Here is a 23,004-nt window from a genome sequence, read left to right as displayed (position 1 = left end):
CAGGCGGTCATGTTGCTCACCCTGGTTCTCGCGGGCACGTCAGTGTCCCGCGCCGAGCCGCAGCTTGCCGCTTTCGTCACCGACCAGAACAACGACGTCTATGTCGCGCTTTTCGACGGCAAGGCGGTGGAACTCGCCGGCTGCTCTAGCCCGGGCCAGGCGAAAAGGTTGCTGCACCTGGCTGACACCGCGCTAGTCTCGGAGGCGACGCTCGCCAAGCTTCAAACTGAAAACAGTTTTGGGACGCAGCCGCGGCTGCCATGCCCCGGGACGGCATTCAATATCGACTGGCCGGCGACGACAGCGATCTGGGCCGATGTCGAGGCATCCGGCAACTACTATCTGCCTTCCCCCTCAGGCCCCGGCTATTTCGCCGTGCCCACTGCCTGCGCCGAGATCAAGGCGGCACTTGCCATCCGCGAGCGGCTGCAACTGCCGGGCGTGCTCCAGGGTTTCGCCGCGCCGCCCGACGTCGGGACACCGTTCGTACTCGATTGCGGGCGCGGCGATCTCGGCGGTCCATCGGACATAGCGGCGGCGAGCGTGGCCCGCTGGAGCCTGCACCGGTTCGAAACCTTCCTCAGCGCCGAAAGCATCGGCGACACGGTCTATGTCGTGCGCTACACGCCGCCAGGCGAAGGCGCGCAGCCCTCCTACCTGCCGATTGCGCGCCTCGACGGCAAGGCGACGCGCGACGTCATCGCAGATGTGGCCGCAGCGGAAGCGGCGGAGACGAAGCTGCGGGCATTCTTCGGCATCGCCGAGGCCGAGGGGGTAACCCTGCTCGGCGCCGACGCTGTGGCGGCGCTTCGTTCGGCGCCCTTCGTCGACCTGTGTCTGTCGAATTGCGATGGCTATCAGCGCGAGCACGCGGCATTCGCGCAACCGGGCATCGACCTCGGCCTGTCGCCGCTGTCGGCTGGCCTGTCCATCACCTCACTCGACCCCCTCGGCAATACGCGGCTGGACTGGACCTTCGCGGAAGGGCGCACGCTGTCCTTCACGGGCTGCCCGCTTCTGACGTCGGCGCTCGGCCTGTCCGCACCCGGCATTGGCGACTGGATGGGCGAGACAGATCGCGCGCTGACCGCCACTCCGCCGCCGGGTACCGGCTTCGACTGTCGGGGGTCGGCCAGCGATACCTGCGTTCGCCGCGTCAATGATGGCGGTACGCTGACGATGGCGCAATTCTCATCCGAGGGCGATTGCGCCGGACGGACGAATCTCAGGCTCGAACTGCCCGCATCGGTCAAGACGCCGCAGACGCTGATCCTGAAGGGATTGCCGTTCAAGACGGTGCACATGGCGCCGGCCCCCGGCGTCGCCCGCACGCGGCTCGTCGGCACCGCCAACCGGGTGCCTGCCGGCACGTCCTCATGCATCCTGTCCGCGACCGGGGTGATCATCGTCGCGGACGGGTTGCCTCGGCTCGAACTCGAGCGGATCGACCTGGCGCGGGCGGCCGATCAAACGACCGATGAGGTCGTCGCCGTGATCGCCCAAAACGGCGCGGTCGCGCTCGACGATGTGACCATCGGCACCGTGGCGGACGGACTGTCACCGATGGCGCGCGGCGCGTCGCTGTGCCTGGCCGACCTTTATGCGCGAGGGCTCAGAGTTGAAGCAGACATGCTGGCGATCCAGGGCGTTCGGGCCCGGCTGCTGATCTCGGCCCAGGCGCCGGTCCGCTCCACCCTCGTGCGCGCGCGTTTCGGCGCGGTGCTCACTTCAGACAGCCTGATGCGCATGGACTTCACCGACATCGCCGCAGCCAATCCGCTGGTGCTGCGCGGGGCGGTCGTGGCGGGTCGCTCGGACGGGCTGGCGCCGACGGCAGCCGGCCTTGCGGTCGGCTCCGCTATCCAGCTTGAGCGCGGTTCGTCGGCGAATTTCACCACCTCGACGGTCTCCGGCTTCCGCTGCGCGGTCAGTTTCGCCGACAGCGCCTCCAGCGCCAGTTTCCTGCTGCCGGGCAACGACATCGCACACGACAATACCAGCCGGGCCTGCGGGCCGGGCCGCTTCAGCCTCGTAGAATAGAGCGGAAGGAGGATTGGCAGATGAACCCTATCGCCCGATCGCTGCTCCACCTGCTGGCGCTGCTCGCGGTGATCCATGCCGGTCCGGCCCGGGCCGAGGAACCGAAGGTCGTCCTGTTGGAAGACCCGACGCTGAACGCCACCCGCTTGCACTATCCCCTGCTCATCTCGGAAGGTCGCGGCTACCGCATCCGCTGCAACGATCAGGCGGACGAGGAAGCGGTGATCCGCGGACTGGGCTTCGCCACCGTCCCCTCGCAAGTGCTGACTGTCGTCGACAACGCAGTCATCGCTGCCGACCCAGCCGCCAATCCGCTGTTGTGTCCATCCGGCGAGAACTACCCGATCAAGGTCTTTGCGCATGATGGCGGCAGCGGCATCGTCTACTATCTGCAGTTCCCGACCGATTTCGGTTCGCCATCCCTTTCCGACCAACTCTACATTCCCGGCTGCGGGCCTTTGGTCGAGGGACTGAAGCTCGACCTCAATCAGGCGATCGACGCCGACCCGACCCCATTCTTCGCTGGAAAGGTCCATACCATCGCATGCGTTGCGGGGCCGCCGGTTGTCGGAAGGACGACGACCTTCGTCAGTTGGTGCATCAAGGATGACCTTGATCCGGCCCAGAAGACGACGGTCGAGGAACTGCTCGACCTGACACCCGGCGGCGCCGGCGCCCTTGGCAATCCGGTGGCGTGCGCAAGCGCACAGGATTTTCTCGCGTCGAGCACGACACTCGACCTGGCCGGGCGACGGCTGACAAACCTCGAGCCGCTGGCGACACTTACCCATCTGACGAGCCTGACCTTGTCCGGCAATGAAATTACCGACATGCGCGACCTGGAAAAGCTGACCAAGCTTACGTTCCTCGATCTGTCGCGCAATCGGATCAGCAACATCAGCGTGACGGCGGTGATGAAGGATCTGGCCGAGGCCGACCTCAGCTCCAACCAGATCGCCGATCTACGGCCGCTCGCCTCGGCACGGGCGCTGACCCGGCTGGTTCTGGCCAGCAACAAGATCGTCGACGTGTCGCCACTACGGTTTCTGCAAGAGCTCACCGCGCTTGACCTGTCGAAGAACCGGATCACGGATGCGCGTCCCTTGATGAGCCTGACCAAACTCGCCGCTCCGAACCTGCGCGCAAACCGCTTGGCCACGGCGCAATCCGTCAGCGCCATCCTGCCATTCAATCCGTCGCTGGACGGCAATCCGGTCTGCATCAGTCGACCCGAGCAATCGACCGTGGCCTCCGGCAAGATTTTTGAAGCCTGCATCACGGCAGTGAAGGAAGGCGACGTGGTGCTGGCAAACATGCAGACCGGCAAGTGCCTGGCTGTGGCCGAGGGGCGCCTCGACAACAACGCCCCGGCCGTCCAGTTCAATTGCGACGGCGACCAGTGGCGTCGCTGGAAACTGGTCGAGACGGAGGATGGTTTTCAGCTGCAGAACGTACGGACCGGAAAATGCCTGACGATTGCCGGCGGGGTCAGCACCGATAACAACGTCCCTGCCCTCCAATTCGACTGCGACCGGGACGCATCGCGACATTGGAAGCTGACCGCGACCGGCGACGGCTTCCAGGCTGAAAACGTGCTGACGGGGAAATGCCTGACGATTGCCGGCGGGGAGAGCACCGACGACGACGTCCCTGCCCTCCAGTTCAATTGCGACCGCCATCCGTCGCGATTCTGGAGCATCCGGGCGGCTGACCCCGAAGTCATGCTGGTGAACAGGCAAACCGAAAGGTGCCTGTCGGTCGCGGAAGGACGAATCGACAACAACGCACCGACGGTGCAATTCGACTGCAACGGCAGTCAATGGCAGCGCTGGAGGCTGGTTGAGACAGGCGGCGGATTCCAGGTGGCGAACGTCCAGACGGGCAAGTGCCTGACGATTGCCGGCGGGATCAGCACCGAAAACAACATCCCGGCCTTGCAGTTCAACTGTGACAGCGACCCTTCGCGCCGCTGGAACCTGGTCGAGACGCGCGACGGCGTTCAGGCGGAGAACGTCCAGACGGGCAAGTGCCTGACCATTGCCGGCGGAGTGAGCAACTTGAACAACATCCCGGCCCTTCAGTTCACCTGCGACCGCGATCCGTCAGGCTACTGGACCATCAAGGCGGCGGACGAGAGGTAGTGCTGCCAGTCGCCCGGGCTGATCGAGCCGCATCGATCAGCCTGAGCTCGAAAGGAGAGATCCGATGAACCGCATCGCCCAATTGCTCCTTGTTGTGGTCGTGCTCGTGGCCGCCGGCACCGGCCCGGCCCGCGCGGACGAGCCGAAGGTTGTGCTGTTCGAGGATCCGGGGCTGGAGGCGAACCGGCTGCACTATCCGCTGCTTATCTCGGACGGGCGCGGCTACCGCATCCGCTGCAAGGATCAGGCGGACGAGGAAGCGGTGATCCGCGGACTTGGGTTCGCGACGGTTCCTTCGGAGGTGTTGACCGCCGTCGACAGCGCGATCGTCGCCGCTGATCCCGCCGCCAATCCACTGCTGTGCCCGTCGGGCGACACATATCCGATCAAGGTTTTCGCGCACGACAATGGCAGCGGCCTCGTCTACTACCTGCAATTCCCCTCCGACTTCGGTGCAACGACTTTTTCCGACCGGCTCTACATTCCGAGCTGCGCGCCCCTGGTCACCGTGCTGAAGCTCAATCTCGACCAGGCTCTGAACGCCGACCCAACGCCGTTCTTCGCCGGCAAGATCCACACCATCACGTGCCTCTCCGGCGCGCCGCTGGTCGACAAGCCGACGACCTTCGCGAAGTGGTGCGTCAAGGGTGACCGCACGCCGGCTGAGACGGCGACCGTGATGGCGGTGCTCGATTCAACGCCCGGCGGGGTCTCGGCGCTCGGCGACCCGGCTGCCTGCGCCGCGGCACAGGCCTTTCTGGAATCGATCACAACGCTGAACCTGAACGGCAAGGGCGTGCAGTCGATCGAGCCGATTGCGGTGCTGAAGAACCTCACGAGCCTGTCGATCGCCGACAATTCGATCACCGACCTCGGGCCGCTGACCAAGCTCAAAACGCTGACCTTCCTCGACATTTCCGGCAATCACGTCGGCAACATCAACGCGCTGGCGCCGCTCATCGCGCTGACGCGGGCCGACGTCTCCGACAACGACATCATCGACATCCGCGCCCTGTCGGCGCTGGCGCTGCTCACCAACCTTACGCTCGACAACAACAAGATCGCCAGCCTCGACCCGCTGCAATTCCTGCAGGCGCTCTCGACACTGTCCATCGCCAACAATGGACTGACAGGCGACATGCTCGATCCGCTCAGCGCCCTCGGCGGCCTGACCAGCCTCAACCTCGCCAACAACAAGATCGAGACCTTCGCCAATCTCGGTAGCTTCCCCTCGACGCTCGCCATCAACCTCAGCGGCAATCCAATTGTCGCGGACGGTGGGCAGAGCTTCGTTGACCTGTGCGTGCTGCATCGCGACGCGGCGACCCCGCTTGGGCAGACCATCCGCGCCATGGTCGAATTGGAGGGCGGCGGCACGTGCGCCGCGGTCGGCAACAATCTGCTGGCGACCACGGCGCTCGACCTTTCGTCGAAGATCGTCAGCGACCTGCGTCCGCTCGCGACCTTGCCGCAACTCACCTCGCTCAACCTGTCGAGCAATGCCATCACCGACGTCGCGCCGCTTGCCGGCCTGACCAACCTCGGCATACTCAACCTGTCAAAAAATTCGATCGTCAATGTCAGGCCGCTGGCAGCGCTATCGGGCCTGATCAATCTCGATCTTTCCGACAATCCCGTGCAAGCGACCGACTTCCTGTCGGCATGCCTGATGCGGAACCAGACTGACTTTCTGACTCCCGCGCAAGCCACGGAAGTGAATGCGCTGCTGTCGATCTCGGGCAAGGCTGCCTGCGGCAAAGCCTACGACGATCTCAATTCACGCCAGTTCGCCGACGCGAAGAACCGCGGGTTGACCAGCGTCTCGCTCTTCCCGGTGATGGCCAATCTCACCTCCATCGACCTGTCCGACAACCAGTTGTCCGACGTCTCGGCGCTGTCGGCGATACCGGGGCTGACGAAGCTTTGGATCCGCAACAACCAGATCCCCTCGATCCAGGGCGTCCTGCAACTGCGCCGCCTCGAACAACTGAGCATCGACGGCAATCCCGTGTCGAACCTGATCGGCATCGGGATGCTCAACAAGCTGACCAAGCTCTATTTCTCGAACACACACGTGCAATCCGTGACGCCGTTGGCGGACCTGCCGCTGCTCGACGACGCCGGTATGCGCAACCTGCCGCTGCAATACGCCAGCTTCGCCGAATACTGCATCGTCTACCGGTTCGATTCTGTCGCGCTCGGCGACGCGCGAGGCTTTATGGCGGCACTCGACAGCCGCATGCAGGCCGACCACGTCGATAGCGCCGATTGCAGCGCTGCGCAGAGCTGGGCGCAGTCACTGACCAGCCTGACGCTGAACAAGAAGTCGATCATCGCCGTCAACCCCGTGGTCCATTTTCGGGCGCTGGGAGAACTTAACCTGTTCGACAATGTGATCACCGACGCGTCCCCGATCGCTTCGCTGACGGGACTCCAGAAACTGAACCTCGCCACCAACCGGCTGTCGGCGATCCCGCGCTTCAGCTCGAGCGGGCTCAAATACATCTATCTGAACGACAATCAGATCACTGACGTCGGCAATCTGTCGAACATGCCGGCGTTGTCGAATGTCGATCTGCGCAACAACCGGGTCTTCAATGCGCTGCCGCTCGGCTCGCTTCCGGCGCTGTCGATCGTCGATCTGCGAGGCAACCGGATCGAGAACTTCGTTCACGTTCATCCGGTGATCGGAAAATCCTATCTCGGCAATAATCCGATCTGCTCGTTCCCGCAGCCGCTCACCCCACAAGTCGCCGAAGCCTGCAAGCGCGAGCCGTCGCGCATCCTGGACGTCAATATTCACGTGTTCGATGAAATTGCCGTCCAGCCTTTGGTCGTCTGTCCGCGTCCCAGCTGCCTGCAGCTCCAGCCCCACGTCATCGTGGGCCCGCTCATTCACCAGTAATGCCTGCACCCGGAGGTAGTCCCATGTTCGCCAAGACCCTTACCGCCCTCGCAGCCCTGACCGCTGGCGCCGCAGTACTCGGCTCCCCGGCTCGCGCCGAAGACAAATCAGCGACCTCGATCGTGCAGTTGCCCGCCGCGGGCGGCACCGTCACGCAGGAGGAAGGCAACTTCTCGCTGAACAACAATACAGGATCGGCGAACTTCACCCTGCCACTGCCGACCCTGCCGACTCGTGGCCAGTTCGGGCCGCAGATGAGCCTCACCTACAGCCAGTTCGCGGGCGATACCGGCAACGGGCTCGGCATCGGCTGGCGGTTCAATACCCAGGAGATCGCCGTCAACGACGATCTCGGCACGGCCGTGCCCGGCACCAAGCCGGGCGGCGATTTCTTCTCCCGCCTGTCCTTCATGGGTACGCGGCTCGTGTTTCTCGGAAACCAGAACGGCGTCTGGGAATACAAGCCCGAATACGCCGAGGATTTCGTCAAGATTCTCTATCACACCGGGGCGTTCAACGTCGTTTCGCTCGACCTGTCAGGCGGCCTGCACACCGACACCATCCCCTCCGGCTTCGAGGTGACCAACGCCGACGGAACGCGGCTGATCTTCAGCGGCGACCCCTCCGTGGCGGAGGGCAATTTCGACATAGCCAAGCCTTACGTGACGAAATGGCCGCTGGTGCTGCAGCTCAGCGCCAACCGCGAAGCCGTCCGCTACGACTACCAGCGTTTCGGTGGACGCAGCTACCTGACAAAGGCCAGCTTCGCCGGCGGTCAGAGCAGCTATCAGTTCGACTTGATCGAGACGCAATCGACCCTCGTCAGCCACACCAATGGCAGCAAACAGGAGAACGCCCGGCTTTACGGCAAGGTCACGGCGAAATTCAAGGACACCGTCTACGCCCAATGGTGCATGGGATATGTCGGCCGTGACACCAATGATACCTCGAAGTTCGTCGTCAGGGCGCATCCGGACTGCCTGGCGAAGGCTCAGGCCGACCTGACGCCGCTCATCGACACGCAGTCGGTCAATGTGCTCGACCAGTTGCGGGTGCTCTACCGGTATGGCGACACCGGCGGCGGGGCGCTGGCGCAATCGACGCTGAAGTTCCCGGACATCAATTTCGGCTATTCGTCGTGGACAAGCGCCGAACTGGCGTCGCGCCCCGTCGTGTTCGAAGCGCCGAAGATGGCGTTCGCCGGCGACATCCCCCCTCAGAATTTCGAATTGGCCGATCTCAACATGGATGCATTGGTCGACATCGTGCAGACCAAGGATGACGGCGCGACCGTGCATCTCGGTAGCGGCGACCTGAACAGCGCCTTCGGCGACACCACCCAACTCGTGCTGTCGCGTCCGACCGAGGCTGGACTGATGCGCCAGATCGCGCCCCGGCTCACCGACAATCGCTTCGCTTTTGCCGACATCCTTGGCGACAGCTTCGTCGATATCGTCGAAATCGAAGACGGGCTGATGCACGTCTATGACGGCAAGGCCGATGGGACCTTCCCTTATCTCGGCCGCTCGATCCCGCTACCCGGCGTCTCGCCGACGACATTCGCGGGCGGCAACGGCCGCTTCGCCGACGTCAATATGGACAGCATGTCCGACATCGTCACGACGCGCCTCAACGCTGATGGCCGCACCGAATGGCGGATATTTCTCAATCTCACCCGGCGCCAGGCCGATGGCGGTTACAGCGTCAATTTCGGCGCGCTGACCAAGGCGTTCCCATTCAACAGCCAGGACGGCCAGATACTCGGCCGCAACAATGTGCGGATGGTCGACATCAATGGCGACCGGCTGCCCGATCTCGTCGTCATCCGTCCAGCCGACCAGGGCTTCTGCCTCTACGAGAACCAGGGCAACATCTTCTCGACGGACCCGAATGCGCTCTTGTTTGGCGACGCCGCGATCAACGATCCGGTCTGCGGTCACGGCACCTTCTCGAAGATTGGCGGCATGCAGCCCGGCGAGAACCTCGCCACGATGTGGTACATAGACGCCAATGGCGACGGCATCATCGATTTCGCGTCGATGGGCGAGCGCACCGACCAGATGCGCATCTGGCTCGGCTTCGGCGACGGGACCTACCTGAAGGATCCGCTCAACATCGCGCTCAATCTGCGGGTTCAACTCGGCACGTCGACACAGACCTTCGCCTCGCGCGTCGCCGACATCGACGGCGACGGCCAGACCGAAATCATCGTGTTCCAGAAACCGTCCGGTGACGATGTGAAGCCCGTCGTCATCATCGACTTCAACCGAACCGCAACCATGCAACTCGTCAAGGCGAACCTGTTGACGGTCGTCGACTTCGATTCCGGACGCCGGCACGACATTCGCTATGCGACCTCGATCGACGAGATGCTGCGCGACCGCGCCAACGGCCAGCCGACGCGCAACCTGCATTTCCCCGTTGTCGTCGCCAAGCAGCTCGTCACGTCGCAGGGCATACCCGGCCAGGTTCGCGCCCAGGTACAGACGGACGAATATTTCTACCACAATCCCTTCTATGACGTGATCAATCGCCGCTTCATCGGCTTCTCGGAGGTCGAGAAGGTCGCTTACGGCGATGAGAACGCGGCCGGCCAGCGCGTCACGCAGCGTTCCCGCCTCGATCGCGAACAGTATTACACCTTCGCGGAGAGGGCGGCCGACCTGAACCTTGCCGGCAAGCTGAAGATCCGCAAGACATACGAGGTAAAGCCCGAGGCGACGCTCGTCGCGAGCGCTGAGACAACCGAGACGCTCGATCCGTCAGCGGCGGCGCTGCACTCGCTGTCGACCGCTACGCGCAGCCAGAAGCTGCCGACGACCGGCATGATGCTGAAATGCGAATCGTCGGTATGGGAGGCATTTTCGCGTGGCGACGGTTCGTCCTATCTGAGGAAAGTCAAGGACACGCTGACCGAATCCGCAGGTCAGGCCGAGCAGCAGGATCCGGCCGATCCCGAATGCAAGGATCCGGTCAAGACCCAGTCCTATGCCGACTTCGACGCGTTCAACATGGCAGCTTCGGAGACGGTGCGGGTGCGAGACGTCCCTGGCCCGGAGAACCTTACAGTTCCCGGTTTCAGCCGCACGACCCAGACAGACTACGCTCAGTCGCGCACCGATCTCGCTGCGCTCGGCATCGTCAATGCCGCGTCCGAGCGGCGTATCCTCGCCGGGACGCGGCTGCTCAGCCGCGAGAGCTTCACCTACCTGCCGAATTCCGGCGGCAGGATGGGATCGCGCTCGCTTGAGGTCCTTTCAGGCCTGGGCGCGCTGCCGCCCGCACTGGAGCAGTTCCGCAGCGCCAGCCGCAAGCTGGCGAAGACGATGGGCTATGATGTTTTCGGCAACAGCATTTCGGTTGCCGACGAACTCGGAACGACCGAGCTTGCGGTCTACGACGCCACCGGCACGCTGCTGCTTAGCCACACCAAGCCGTCCGGTGTTGCACCAGAACTCGACCAGACGACGAAGATGACCTATGACGGCCCGCGGCAGGGTGCGGTCGCGACAACTACCAGCCCGCTGGGAATGGTCGTCACGACCAGTTACGACGCGCTCGGACGCAAGACCCGGGAAGCGGCCGCAGACGGCGCCGAGAAGTTCTATACCTACAAGATCGGCGAGAATGGACGACCGTCGCTGATCCTGACTGCCCGCCGGCGCTACGCGAGCGCTGCCGAGACACCGGACGGTGAGAGCGAGTTCATAGCCGATCTCGCCGCCTATGATGCGCGCAGCCAGAAGATCGCCGACCTCGAGAACGTTGCGGAAGGCGGCGTGCGGGTGTTCCATTTCTCACTCTACAACCGCAACGCGAAGCAGGTCTTCCGCTGGACGCCCTTCGTGGTGAAGAGCTTCGGCGGGGTCGACGACTTGAACCTGCAGAAAGTTTTCGATCTTGGCGAGATTCCGCGCCCGGATCACGAAGTCGGCAACGCATACACCTACGACGCAGCCGATCGGATGGTCCGTGAAACCCACCCTTCGGGAAAGACATCCGACATGGATTTCGGTCCGTGGGGCACGCACACCGTCACAACCTACAATGATCAGTTCGACGGCACCGTTCACAGCGGTGAGTACTCCTTGCGCAACGAGAATGGTGTGACTGCCTTCGTCGCCACCGACGGCAATGGTACGACACATATCTCCCGTTTTGTGCGCGATACATTTGGCTATTTGAGCGAGATCTGGCTACCAGGCGAAGCAACGCCTCGGAAGCTTATCTACAACTCGGTCGGCGATATCGAATTCCAGGCGATCCCCGGGATGGGCGACCGATACGCCTTCTATGACGGGCGCGGCAGGCAGTCGGTGATCGCTCGCGTGGGAACCAATGGCGAAAGCTCGATCCAGACTTACACCTACGACTTCCTCAACCGAAAACTCACCGAAGTGAACGACGGCGTCCTTCACCTCGAATATCAGTACGACAGAGGTGTCCAGGTCGCATCCGCGGCCGGTTTCGACACGCCGATCGATCTTCCGCTCGGAGACACGACGCAGATTACCATTCACGATCCCAACGGCGCGTTCGATGCGATCCAGCGTTACGCGTATGACCGGAACGGCCGGATGGTGACGCACGAAGTGGAGATTAACGGCGCGAAATACGCCGACCATTTCCACCATACGCTCGACGGACGCATCGATTCGTCCGAGGGTCCGCGCGGCCTGGCGTCGAAATTCGCGCTGGGGCCCGACAAGAACCTGCGGTCGGTGACGGTCACGCATCCCGATTTTTCGGAGTCCCAAAAAATCATCGAGAATATCACCTACAATGCCGAGTCGCGCATCGAGCGGGTCGATTACCGCCTCGGCGCATTCACGCAGATGTCGTACGACCCGGCGACCCTGTTCCTCACCCACATCGTAACGCAGGCCGGAGACAAGCCGTTGCAGGATCTGACCATGACCTTCAACGGCAATGGATCGATCACCCAGATCGTCGATGGACTGCCGCAAGGCGCGGGCGATCAGGGGCATGTCGACCGGTCTGGAACGTTCCACTACAATTTCAAGAACGAGCTCGTCCGCATCGATCGCTACGGCCAGCCGGCCGAATTCGCCTATTCACCCGCCGGAACGTTCGCGCGCAATGACGAGTTGGAACCTGGCGCGCCAATCGCGCCAGCGACCGGTTCGGCAACAGGGCTCATACCGACTGGAACCGYGGCAAAGCCCTATGCTTTCGACGGTTTCGCGCAGTTGGCAAAATCGCCGACATTGACCGGGACGGTGTTCGACATCAACGGACGGCTGATCCGCGCGCAGACGGCAACGAACGAAGTGCTCTACGGCTACGACCAGACCGGTCGTCGCCTCTACAAGAAGGTGACGCCGACGAATGGGCCGGAACAGCTCTATCTCTACCCGGTCGAGACGTTCGAAATCGGCCCCAAGGGCGAGGAGAGCTACGTCAACATCGCCGACTCCAAGCTTGTGCGGCTGGAACATGGCACAGGCAAGTGGTTCTACTACCTGAAGGATCACATTGAGAGCAGCGACTACGTCATTGCTTCAGACGGCGTCCCGGTCGAGCAGATGCTCTACAAAGCCTACGGCACGGAACATAAGCCCGAGATGCTGTCTCCCGCCTGGGCGACGCATCTGACGGATGTCGCGGCCGACCTGCCGCGTGAAAAGACCCATCATCGTTTCACCGGCAAGTATCTCGATGACGACACAGGCCTCTACTACTATGGTGCCCGATACTACGATCCGGCGCTCGGACGCTTCATCTCGCCCGATCCGCTGTATGTCGGTGATCCAGAGCGATGCACGAGCAACCCAACGTCGTGCAATCTATTCGCCTACGCCAACAACAACCCGATGGCCTTCGTCGACCCAACAGGTCTCAAGGAGATCGTGGCCGACGATGCCGCCTACAAACGCCAGGTGGAGCAAGATCTACAGCGAACCGACCCAACTGCTCGTGTCGACAGCAAGACCGGCGAAGTGTCGCAAAGCTTCCTGCATGGCGTTTGGCTGGACGTGAAGGGCTTCGTTACCGGGTCGAATTCGTTCGACGCGGGCCGTGAGCTCACGCGCCGGGTGATCGACGACCCGCAGACGACCACGATTACGAATGTCGCTGGCCACACTGAAGCCGACGTGAAAGATCCGAAAACCAACCCGGAGACGACCGCCGGGGACGTCGTCATCAGGTATGACCCGGCGACAGCGAGAACTCGAACCTCGGATGAATTCGACAAGTCGACGGGCAAAGTTGTGCTCGATGCGCCGGCAGATCCGGGTATCGTGCTGGCGCACGAACAGATTCACGCCACGCACATGATGGCCGGTAAGGACACCGGCATGGCAGAAGTCCGCTATACCGGTGTCGACGGCAAGCCATACAAAGCCCCTGACGCCGAAGCTCGCACCGTCGGAGTCGGCGGTACGATGCGGACGGACGACATAACAGAGAACCAGTTGCGGGACATGCTCGGTATCAGGCCGCGCAACAACTACTAGTAGTGGCTGGTCGCCATAGAGGAATGGAGGCATGACATGCTCAAGAACCGATGGCTTCCGGCCATTCTCGCCGGGGTCACACTCATGACCGCAGCGACATTTTCGACGCAATCCATGGGCGAGGAAGTTCGACCGCCGGCTGCTGTGCCATTGGACTTCCTGGCCTGGATCGATCGCGATCGGGCCTGGCTGGAGCAGCAGATTCTCGCGATCAGCGGCTCCAGCAGTATCAAGATCGGGGCTACCGCTCTTGAGACCACGGACCTTGACGCGCTGAAGGCGGCCAACCGCATACGGACCTTCGCCTACCTCGCGGCCAAGGGGCTGCGGCCCCCCTATTTCGATCTGCCGGTGGCGGCCGCGGATAGAACGGTCCGGTGCATTACAAAGTATCCGACTAGCATTGCCCCCGACATCGGGCCGATGGACTTCGCGAGGGCGTCGTTTCCGGCGGAGGCCGCCGACCAAACCGAACTGAAATCCTGCACGGTCGCAGGCAAGGGCGGAGACTATGCCGAGCTTAACCGGGCGGCCTTTCGCGATCGCTACTTCAACGCGTCAGGCACATTGAAGCCGGAATTCCGGGACCTGCGCGACGATTCTGCTTTCAAGGCGAAGGCGATCGACGAGGGCTTCTTCCTGACGACGGAGGACTATAGCGGCCTGCTGCAACTGGATCTGCGGTAGGCGGCCAAGACGTAGCAGGCACAATGGCCGCGCCGGTGAAGGCAAGTCGGACAGTCGCTCCGTCCCACGGCCTGGCTGCTGAGCAGCCAGGCATCGCATCGCGAAAGCTGGGGCTCCGTCATGACTTGACCAGGTGTCGAGCGCCAGTTGCCCGTTGCGTGCGCCGCAGCGGCGATTGTCTGGTGCCTGAAGGAGACTTGGTTGCCCGAGGGAGACTTGGCGTAAGAGTGTCTACTCCACGCCTGTGGCCGGCACCCCGAAGACGCACCATACCCCGGCCTTCTTGGTCGCTTCAAGCGGATGCACCACAGTCGTGCGCGCGCTGAACGTGACGACCGCGAAGGAGCCTGCCGCCCCCGGCCATTCAGTGCGGGTCCAATAATCGGTTTCGCTGCGCGCGAGCGGCGGCAGCTTGTATTCCGCGAACGCGTCGTGCTGCCTTGGCCAGTCCGCCGAATCGAGACTCGTCAGTTCCGCCATCGTCGGAAGCTGCCAGCCCATGTCACCGTTCGGACCGCCTTGTCCGAGGGTAGCACAGTGCCCCATCGCATCGCTCAGCGTAAGCGGCTGATCAACTCTGTCCAGCCTGGCGACAAGGCATGTGCGCTGGTCGACGAAAGCCTTGCCGTCATGTTCAGCGAGCAGCCAGAAAGTCTGGTCACTCAGCGGCTGGCGGGTCAGTTTGTGGACGGTGCCACATGGTTCGGCCTGGGATGGCGGCACTGACACCATGGCGAAAAGGGCAAGCGCAGCGTTGAAAGTCGCAAGAGACGCGATCCGAAACATGCCTTCCTCCTCGCTGGTTTGGCATCATGACGGCGTTCGATATGGCAACCGGATAAGTATACTTTAAGTGACGAACAATGGAAAGTCCTGTCACTTCCCGATGCGTCAACTTTTCAGGCAGATTTCCGCCCGCGGGCCGCTAATTTACATTAAATCATGGTGAACAACGCCGCAGCCACTACCCCACACGCGACTACGAAAATCAAGAACCTGATCGGCTCGACGTCTCGGTCTCCATTCGCCCTTCAACATGAAGCGCCTAGGCAGACCGACAATGACGATCGTCGTCGTCACAATCATGGTCACGATGACAAAGCGAATTTACTCTAAGTTTGGCTCTGGTTGACCAAAAAATGGTCGTCGACGGTCACGGCGTTCGTCCTCAGGGTGCGACCGAACAATCCCACAATCATCCTTCGGGCTGGAACCTCGGCCAGATGCAGTGCGGTTGATGCGGCGAGAACCGTAATCAGAAAGACCCCAATCGCCGTCCGCTGCGACACCCCTTCCAAGATCTGTGGGTGCATGACAAAAAACCTGATGACGAGTTGGTGTGTCAGGTAAATGGCGAACGAAATCTCGCCAAGGAACCTCACGGGGCGGCAGGCGAGCACCTTCGCCAACGGCCCGGTGCTCGATGCGAGAATAATGAGCAGCAAGGCCGCCGGAACGACAGGAGAAAGTGTCTGGGCCGTCCAATACTGCATCGCACCCGAGCCCATGACGGGCTGCAGGATCGCGTTGATCCAGCCAGATCCCCAAATCAGCAGCAGGACGCCGATCAACTCGATCGCCGCCCATGTGCCAAAGCGAAGATGGGCAAGACGGTCGCGGAAGCGCGTCCACAGCAACGCCGCCGTCATGCCGAGGCAGAATTCGAAGACCCTTGCGACCGGGTTGACCATCACGATGCCCTGGATGACAGCATCTTTTCCGCCACTGTAAAAAGGCAGCCCGAGTTGCCAGGCAAGGAGACCCATCGCCGAAGAGGCGACAAAGCATGCGGCGAGTTTCCAAGGCCATGTCGATTCGAAATTGCGGATCAGAAACGGGAAGGCGAGATAAAAAGACATCTCGGTAGAGATGCTCCAGCTGACCGCATTGTAGCTGAAAAAATAGTCGCCGGTTGGAAACCAGCTTTGCAGCAACAAGGCATTTGCGAGGAAATACGGAGCCGCAAATGGCACGCCCAACGCGACTGCCGCCAGCAACGTCACCAGATGAGCCGGAAAAATCCTGGCAATTCTGCCGATATAGAACTGACGTGTTTCACCCGGTTCATTGAGAGCAGGATAGGAATAGGTCAGTACGAACCCTGATAAGACAAAGAAAACGGTGACGCCATTGGCGAGGTTCCAGCCTTGAAACACAGTGGGCGATACACCGAAACTCCCCTGGATGTGGTGGAGTACAATGGCAAAGGCGGCGAAGAACCGCAGTCCAGTGAGCGGAAAGATCAACGCCTTCGGATGTATTTGTCCGCCCATACTCGCTCGCATCAACTTGCCTGGCTGGTTCGAACGGACAGCGGCGCGGTCACCGGTCGATTTTGCAGTGCGAGAATATCATGGTGGTTATCCCATGCTCGTTCACTCATCAGGACCAGGCGAGTGCCCTCCAGCCGTTCCGCCAGCGAACTGGCCCAACTTGGCTTCGAGAGCGAGATCCCATATGCGTCCTGACCAGGATAGTCGGCATAGCCATAGCCTTCTGCAAGATACTGCCTCTCGATGTCCTCCCACCCAGAGGCGACGCCATAGTAGTTGAACTGGGGGCCTCGGAAATGGACGAAACGTCCATGCAGGCTGACGATAAGGACGCCGTCTGATCGCAGCCATGAAAGCAGCTTCCTGACCAGACGCTCGGATATGTTCGCGGGCAGGTGCGTCAAAACCGAACCAACCCAGATCAGGTCGTACCGCGAGGGAGCGTCGAGGCCGTCCACATCGGTGCCAGACAGCCACGTCCGCGCACCAAACTCGCGTGCACAGAATTCGAGATCCTCAGCGCGCGTGTCTGTCGCCGAAATCTCGGCGCTGGCGTACGCAGCCCGCAGCCAACGGGTGACGCGTCCGGCACCAGCCCCGAAATCGAGGATTTTTTTTGGCTCTATTCCAGCCAGGCCGACCGCCGCCGCGATAACGTTTAGCGCTGATCCCCCGCAGGTTAGATAGTGCCGGCCGTTCCCATGAAACATCCCGTCGTTCTCATGGAGGTTCAGCGACACCATTTCATGCAGTGTCGCAGCGAAGCCGCTGAAAGCAGCACGGTCCTGTCGGTCCAGGTTTTTCATTTTTGCGCGAAATCGCCGCTCTCCATAACCGCTGACGGCATAGCACGCGAAGCACCTAGCATCTACATTACTAAATTATGAACAAGTAAACCATGAACAACTTGCGCGCGAGGACGGTGCAGGCGATGCACTTAATCCGGCGTTTCCGCCCCGGCGCATGCTCTGGCTGGTAGCCGGCAAAAGTTGTCATCTACGACCCAGCCGAACAAGTGCTGAGCGCAATAGCAACACATCCTTCCGTCAACCCGATAAGCTTTGACGCACTCGCGAAGTCAGAGTACGGACCTACTTGGGAATTGCGGTTCGCTATTCTGATTCCCACAACCGCAGTTAACCATATTCGGGAGCGGCCGAGCATATCCGGATGTCATCAAAAACAGAAAAATCGGACATCGTCGAACGACATCTGATTCTCGGTGGAAGTGGCTTCATTGGCCGACATGTTGCTGCAATCCTGGTACAAAGCGGGTGTGAGGTCGTTTTGGCCGGGCGCTCGCTTTCGAAGCCGACATTTACTCCTGCACTTGACGAGCGAGTCGCATGGCGCAGTTTCGATCTTGCCAACGCGCAATGGGATAGCTTGATCGACGGGGTCACCGTCATTCACCATTATGCATGGTCATCCGTCCCTGCCAGCGCCAACAACGATCCCACCCTCGATCTGTCGACCAATGTCGCGCCGACGCTGGGTTTGCTGGATGCGCTTCGGAAAAAAGGGGCGCAGGCGCCAAGGCTGATCTTCGCTTCGTCCGGCGGTACGGTTTATGGCAAACTGCTACGCGTTCCGGTGCATGAAGATCACCGTCTAAACCCGATTACCGCCTACGGTGCCGGCAAAGCCGCTGTTGAACTGTATCTGGGCACCTATCGAGCTCTCTACGGGCTCGATTGTCGTGTGGCGCGTCTAGCCAATCCTTTTGGAGCAGGGCAGAATTTGGCTAGAGGCCAAGGCGTGGTAACGACGTTCCTACACCGCGCGTTGTCGCAACGGCCAATAATCGTCTGGGGCGATGGGGAAGTCGTGCGTGATTTCATTCACATCTCCGATGCCGCAGCAGGCTTGGTTGCACTGGCACGCGCAGCACCGCTCGACGGCCATCAGGTTTTCAATATCGGCAGCGGTGAGGGAATCAGCCTTAACGGTGTCATTGCCGAACTTGAATCAAAACTCTGCCAAAGACTGGACGTTCGCTATGAGCGCGGACGGAAATTCGATGTTCCAGTGAGCGTGCTCGATATTTCGCTCATTCGGGAGGCGCTGGGGTGGCGACCTACTCTCTCATTTTCCGAAGGCTTGAGCCAAACACTCGCGGATCTTGGTGGTAGCGTAGCGCATCGTGACAGGTCAGCGGTAAGTGGCGCCGCCCATTAGACCAGTGAGAGGGATTGGCGACAATCAAATGGGAGAAATATTCGAACGGGTCCTGCCGCGGCAAGCACTAGAGTGGACCGGCGAACGGTTGACAACCGCTACGGCGGGTCAGGTGGAGATCGAGCACCTTCATCGCTATTTTCTTGCCCGGGCTCTTTGCCGCGACCTTGATGTTGTCGATGTCGCCTCAGGCGAGGGCTACGGCTCCGCTCTCCTGGCCCAGGTCGCGCGATCGGTTGTTGGCATCGAGTTGTCCGAGGAGGCGGTAGCGCACGCCCAGGGGAGCTATGTCGCTCCCAACCTTCGCTATCAGCAAGGAGACGCTCGCAAGTTGCCTTTGGGAGATGCGAGTGTCGACGTGGTCGTATCGTTCGAAACGCTCGAGCATTTTTTTGAACATGATCTGTTTATCGCAGAGGTTCAGCGCGTTTTGCGGCCAGCCGGTCTTCTCATCCTTTCGTCTCCTGAACGAGACGTCTATTCCCCACTCGGAAGCCCTGCCAATCCCTATCATGTGCACGAACTCTCGCGTGTGGAGTTCGAGGCCCTGCTGAAGGGGGCGTTCCGCAATGTCTTGATACTCCTTCAAAGACCGCTGCTCGGATCAACGCTTATCGTGGACGACGAGGCCGGAATATCGAGAACGCTAACGTTCGAGCGACGAGGAGAGACGCACTACGAGGTCAGTCATGGCTTGCCTCGACCGCCTTACAATATTGCGATTGCGTCCCAATCAGAACTTCCAGCTATTCCCAATTCGTTGTTCATCGAAACAAGCGACATCGGTGAAATCCTGGCGCGAGCAGAAAGTGCCGCTGCCGCTCGCGCGGAGCTTCGCAATCACGTGGAGCAGACGGAATTGCTGGCTTCCGGTCTCCGCCGGGAAATTGAAACGGCTGGTGAAACCATCAAAGCTCAAGTCGAACGGGCCGAAAAAGCGGAAGCCGCTTTGACATTGGCCCAGTCTGGAAGCCATGCCGCTCAGGCAGAGCTTCGCAGTCACATGGAGCAGACGGAATTGCTGGCTTCCGGTTTCCGCCGCGAAATTGAAACGGCTAGTGAAACCATTAAAGCTCAAGTCGAACGGGCCCAGAATGCGGAAGCCGCTTTGGCCTCGGTTCAGTCGGAAAACCGTACTGTCATTGACGACCTGCGATCCGAGTTGACGCAAGTAAGCTCCGAACTGGCCATTGCAGGCGTGCAGCGGGACGTGTTGAGAACGTCGTTCCGGGGCCACGCCAACCTCCTCACTGAATCGCGTCTCAGACAAGATGCCGAGGCCAAAGAACTGCGACAGCGAAATGCCGAATACGAAGGTCGGATTGCGGAGTTGGAGCGCAAGGCCGCCGAATGGGAGCAACGCTACTTGAGCCTGCGCAACCGCCTCGAGGCCATTYTGAGGCGCTTTGGGATACTTGGCGCGTCGCGGCTCTTTCCTCGCCCCCTCCGCGCCTTTGTCCGCAATCGTGTCCTTGGACCGGGACGCACACAATGAATAGTCGYGAGAGCGTAATGGCTGATGAAATTCGCCGTGAATTCGTCGCTATGCTGGAAATGACGGGGTTCGTAGATGCCGACYATTACCGCTCCTCCCTTAATCGGCCGGAACTGCGGGATCCAGTGGGGCACTATGCCGAAATYGGCTGGCGGATTGGGTTGGAGCCAAATGCGCGATTCAACGGTGATTTCTTGCGTCCCTTCTACGAGACGGCAGGGATGTTCAAGCCGCCTGCTTATGTCTGGCTGGAACTTTCGGCTCTRGGGGAACCGCTGCCCGCGAACAAACATGAAGCCGAAGAACTTGCTGCAGCCTTCCGACGGTCGCCGTGCTTCGATGCTGAATTCTACGCTGACCGTTTGCCGGCCGGTATGGACCCAGCGTTGCACTATGCAGTGGTCGGTGAGCCGATGGGCTGGCGCGCATCGCCTCTTTTTGATTCGGCTTATTATCGGGAACGTTATCCAGATGTCGCGAGCGCYGGGATTTCGCCTYTACTGCATTACCAGCACGATGGCAGGCGCGAAGGTCGGCGAGGAGTTTCTGTCGTTGAYAGGCTAGAGTTTTCGCCCTTGCCGCAGTCGGAAAAACCGGTTGTGCTTCTGATTTCGCATGAGGTTTCGAGGACGGGCGCGCCGATGCTGGGCTGGAACCTTGCCCGGGAACTCGCGAAAGGGGCAACGCTGGTCTCCCTGATGATGCGCGGTGGAGAACTGGAAAGCGACTTCATCGCCATTGCCGCCTCGTCCGTCGGTCCGTTGACTTGGGAAGATTGGAACCCTGTGGATGCGGCCCGGCTGGCCAAGCGGATCACAGAGGAATTCAGGCCGCTTTATGCCATCGCCAACAGCATAGAAACGCAGATCATGGTGCCTGCCTTGGCGTCTTGTGGAGTGCCGAGCGTCGCTTTGGTGCATGAGTTTGCCGCCTACACTCGCCCTGTGGCCAAGATGCGTAACGTTTATGACTGGGCGCATCATGTCGTATTTCCTGCCGAGATCGTTGCGCAGTCTTCGTACGATGCCTTTCCTGGCCTCGAAAGGCGCCCCGGAATTCATATCATGGCTCAGGGGCGCAGCGATCCGCCGCCAGCGTCCTCAGTCGATCAGCCGGCTGACAAAAAAGGCGACGAGTTCCTGCTTCGTTTGCGGCCCGAGGGTGAGGAAGCTTCCTTTCTCGTGCTCGGCGCCGGCTCGGTGAACATTCGCAAAGGCGTTGATCTTTTCATAAGCGCTGCCGCCACGGCGAAACGACTGCGACCGGATGTTCGCTTTCGATTTGTCTGGATCGGTGATGGGTACGATCCGGAGAATGACAGTGGCTACTCCGCGTATCTCGCCTACCAGATAGCCCAGTCGGATCTGGGAGATAGCCTGGTGATGCTTGATCCGGTATCGGATTTGGAGCCCGCATATACCGTTGCAGACGCCTTCTTTCTCAGTTCCCGCCTGGACCCGCAGCCAAACGTGGCCATCGATACGGTTGTGCGCGGGATACCGACCGTATGCTTCCAGGGAGCCTGTGGAACGGCGGAAATCTTAGGGGCCGACGCTGCAACACGTCCTCTCATTGCACCTCACCTCGATACCCATGCCGCAGCCGTCATCTTGTGCGGGCTGGCGGACGACCGCGACAAGGCAAAGGCCCTGGGAGCGGAAGTGGCGCGAGTAGGACATGCGGCCTACAACATGAGTGCCTATGTTCAACAAATCGATGAGTGGGGCAAAACATCTGCGGCGGCACTTCATGAGGAGGACCTTGCCACCCTGATGGCGGCCGCYGCTGTCGATCTCGAAATGGTTCTTCCTCCARGTACCGCGCCAATTGCCGAGTTGGAAGCCGGGCGGCGCACGCTCCAGCAATGGAGCATCATGGGCCTTTCGGCCGATTCGACMGCCAAYCCACAGTTCCGCCGTCCTTGTGCAGGCTTCAATCCGCAAAGCTATGCACAAGCCAATCCRGACGARTGCGGACCGGGAAAAGCCCATCCCYTRGCCCAYTGGSTCCGCGCCGGGCGCSCSSCCGGCCCCTGGTCSCGGGACGTTTTCAATCCYGTCAACRGCACTKACCGRCCGTCGGAGCAGCGTGTGGCCCTTCATGCCCATTTTTACTATGAAGATCTGGCTGATRATCTGGCCTTCCGGCTCAAGCGTAACCGCACGCGCTGCGATCTGTTCCTGTCCACGGACACCGACGCCAAAGCCAGACATCTTCGAGCSGTGTTTGAYGACCACCACGGKTCCRTYGAAATGGCAATCGTTCCCAACAGGGGGCGCGATGTCGGACCGCTTCTTACTGAATTCCTGCCACGGCTGCTTGATGGCCGCTACGATCTGATCGGCCATGTGCACGCCAAGAGGAGCGTGGGCACGGACGCGGCTATGGGTGAGGCGTGGCGCCACTTCCTTTGGGAGAACCTGGTTGGTGGCGAACACGCGATGCTCGATCTCGCTGCCGAGGTCTTCGCATCGAAACCGGCGATAGGTCTTTTGATGGCGGAGGATCCACACCTCGTCGGTTGGAACGACAACAGGGAGATCGCTGAAGATTTGGCGAGACGGATGGGCATCGCCATGCCGCTGGCGGACTTTTTCGACTTTCCGCTGGGAACCATGTTCTGGTGCCGTCCAAGCGTGTTGCTTCCGTTACGCGAACTGGGTCTCGATTGGAATGATTACCCATCGGAGCCCGTTCCTTATGACGGCACCGTCCTCCATGCGGTCGAGCGCTTGATGCCGTTTGTTGCGCGCAAGGCCGGATTCGATACCGCTGGTTTGCGCGCGCCCGGCACGAGTTGGTAACA

11 protein-coding genes are annotated in these 23,004 nt (G+C 61.0%); 8 read left to right on the top strand and 3 right to left on the bottom strand.

Going from position 1 to position 23,004, the window contains the following annotated elements; genetic code table 11:
• Positions 1–9 precede the first annotated feature (9 nt).
• From AC1DZP_RS15000 to AC1DZP_RS14980, 5 genes are all read left to right on the top strand, one after another.
• Entirely contained in the window at positions 10–2,040 is a 2,031-nt protein-coding gene (locus AC1DZP_RS15000) for a hypothetical protein (RefSeq protein ID WP_477303392.1), read from the top strand.
• Positions 2,041–2,060: 20 nt separating this feature from the next.
• Positions 2,061–4,181: an RICIN domain-containing protein gene (locus tag AC1DZP_RS14995; protein WP_477303390.1), complete on the top strand. Its 2,121-nt coding sequence runs from the start codon at positions 2,061–2,063 to the stop codon at positions 4,179–4,181.
• A 64-nt stretch (positions 4,182–4,245) separates the two neighbouring features.
• The gene (locus AC1DZP_RS14990; RefSeq protein ID WP_477303388.1) at positions 4,246–7,086 is read left to right on the top strand and encodes a leucine-rich repeat domain-containing protein; all 2,841 of its coding nucleotides are present in this window, start codon (positions 4,246–4,248) and stop codon (positions 7,084–7,086) included.
• Between the two features lie 23 nt (positions 7,087–7,109).
• Positions 7,110–13,565: an RHS repeat-associated core domain-containing protein gene (locus tag AC1DZP_RS14985; RefSeq protein WP_477303386.1), complete on the top strand. Its 6,456-nt coding sequence runs from the start codon at positions 7,110–7,112 to the stop codon at positions 13,563–13,565.
• A gap of 36 nt (positions 13,566–13,601) precedes the next feature.
• A complete protein-coding gene (locus tag AC1DZP_RS14980; RefSeq protein WP_477303384.1) occupies positions 13,602–14,252 on the top strand; it encodes a hypothetical protein in 651 nt (216 codons plus the stop codon).
• A gap of 231 nt (positions 14,253–14,483) precedes the next feature.
• Here the strand turns inward: AC1DZP_RS14980 and AC1DZP_RS14975 are convergent, their stop codons facing one another.
• From AC1DZP_RS14975 to AC1DZP_RS14965, 3 genes are all read right to left on the bottom strand, one after another.
• Positions 14,484–15,038 carry an Lcl domain-containing protein gene (locus AC1DZP_RS14975; protein WP_477303382.1) on the bottom strand — a complete coding sequence of 185 codons (555 nt, stop codon included), beginning with the start codon at positions 15,036–15,038 and terminating at the stop codon, positions 14,484–14,486.
• A 326-nt stretch (positions 15,039–15,364) separates the two neighbouring features.
• Positions 15,365–16,525: an acyltransferase family protein gene (locus AC1DZP_RS14970; protein WP_477303380.1), complete on the bottom strand. Its 1,161-nt coding sequence runs from the start codon at positions 16,523–16,525 to the stop codon at positions 15,365–15,367.
• Positions 16,526–16,536: 11 nt separating this feature from the next.
• On the bottom strand, positions 16,537–17,331 hold the full coding sequence (locus tag AC1DZP_RS14965; RefSeq protein ID WP_477303378.1) for a class I SAM-dependent methyltransferase: 795 nt from the start codon (positions 17,329–17,331) through the stop codon (positions 16,537–16,539).
• 364 nt (positions 17,332–17,695) lie between these two features.
• Here AC1DZP_RS14965 and AC1DZP_RS14960 point away from each other — a divergent pair, with 364 nt between their 5' ends.
• From AC1DZP_RS14960 to AC1DZP_RS14950, 3 genes are read left to right on the top strand one after another with little or no spacing between them, the layout of a single operon-like run.
• On the top strand, positions 17,696–18,703 hold the full coding sequence (locus tag AC1DZP_RS14960) for an NAD-dependent epimerase/dehydratase family protein (protein WP_477303376.1): 1,008 nt from the start codon (positions 17,696–17,698) through the stop codon (positions 18,701–18,703).
• A 28-nt stretch (positions 18,704–18,731) separates the two neighbouring features.
• On the top strand, positions 18,732–20,198 hold the full coding sequence (locus AC1DZP_RS14955; RefSeq protein ID WP_477303374.1) for a class I SAM-dependent methyltransferase: 1,467 nt from the start codon (positions 18,732–18,734) through the stop codon (positions 20,196–20,198).
• A gap of 17 nt (positions 20,199–20,215) precedes the next feature.
• Entirely contained in the window at positions 20,216–23,002 is a 2,787-nt protein-coding gene (locus tag AC1DZP_RS14950; RefSeq protein ID WP_477303372.1) for a rhamnan synthesis F family protein, read from the top strand.
• Positions 23,003–23,004 lie beyond the last annotated feature (2 nt).

It is taken from the genome of Mesorhizobium sp. P2_F8 (assembly GCF_056403655.1).
The sequence above is the reverse complement of the archived record's forward strand: the minus strand, read 5'-3'. Positions and strand labels throughout refer to the sequence as shown.